The sequence below is a fragment of the Vibrio sp. Vb1337 genome (genome assembly GCF_033338715.1).
Lineage (GTDB): Bacteria > Pseudomonadota > Gammaproteobacteria > Enterobacterales > Vibrionaceae > Vibrio > Vibrio alginolyticus.
This window is the reverse complement of the sequence record NZ_JAWOTD010000294.1, coordinates 1-1019: the sequence shown is the minus strand read 5'-3', so window position 1 is coordinate 1019 and position 1019 is coordinate 1. Positions and strand designations below refer to the sequence as shown.

The following is a 1019-nucleotide window of genomic DNA, read 5'->3' as shown; positions in this document are numbered from 1 at the left end:
TTTTTCTGGGCACTGATCATTACTTGGGTTGCGTCTGCACTTTTGTCGAATGTGACTTTCGACCTTCCAAACCCTCGAACGGGCGAAGCTCTTACCATTACTAACTTACTTACGGGTGAAGCTCTAGCAAGTTTCCTTGCTAACATGGTCACTACCTTTACTGGTTTTGCACCTCTAGGCATCGTATTAGTTGCAATGTTGGGTGTAGGTGTTGCGGATTCTTCTGGTTTTATCACGACTGGCCTTAAGAAGATGCTGAACTTCACTCCAGCGAAGCTACTTACACCAATGCTTATTCTTGTCGCAATCATCTCGCATACCGCGGCTGATGCGGGCTACGTTTTGGTTATTCCTCTAGGTGGTATCATTTTCCATGCCGCTGGTCGTCACCCTCTAGCTGGTATCGCAGCGGCATTTGCTGGTGTGTCTGGTGGTTTCTCTGCAAACTTCATTCCTTCAGGTATTGACCCATTGCTCGCTGGTTTCACACAAACGGCAGCACAGGTTCTTGATCCTGAATACGTGGTTAACCCTCTAGCAAACATCTTCTTCACTGGTCTATCTTCAGTGATCATCGTTGCTATCGGTTGGTACGTGACTGAGAAAATCATCGAGCCACGTCTTGCAAAGATGCCAATTGATGAAGATGCAGAAACGGCACCAAACTTAGGCTCTTTCACTGAGTTGGAATCAAAAGCATTCCGCTACGCTGGCTGGGCTATGATGGCGGGTATCGCACTTCTTGTTGCCGCGTTATTGCCTGAGAACTCGGCACTTCGTTCTCCTGAAGGCGAAATTACGGCGTTTTCTGCGCCTATCATGAAGTCGATTGTTCCACTGATCTTCATTCTATTTATCATCCCTGGTTACGTTTACGGCAAAGTATCTGGCACCTTTAAGACAAGTAACGACATCATCAAAGCGATGGCGGACACCATGTCGACCATGGGCGCATACATTGTTATGTCGTTCTTCTGTGCTCAGTTCCTATCTGCATTTGCTCAGTCAAACATCGGTAC

At 47.1% G+C, this 1019-nt stretch carries 1 protein-coding gene; it reads left to right on the top strand.

The features are described 5' to 3' along the window. Window positions 1-1019: AbgT family transporter (locus R7E42_RS25735; protein WP_318073345.1), on the top strand; the 1019-nt coding region annotated here is incomplete at both ends.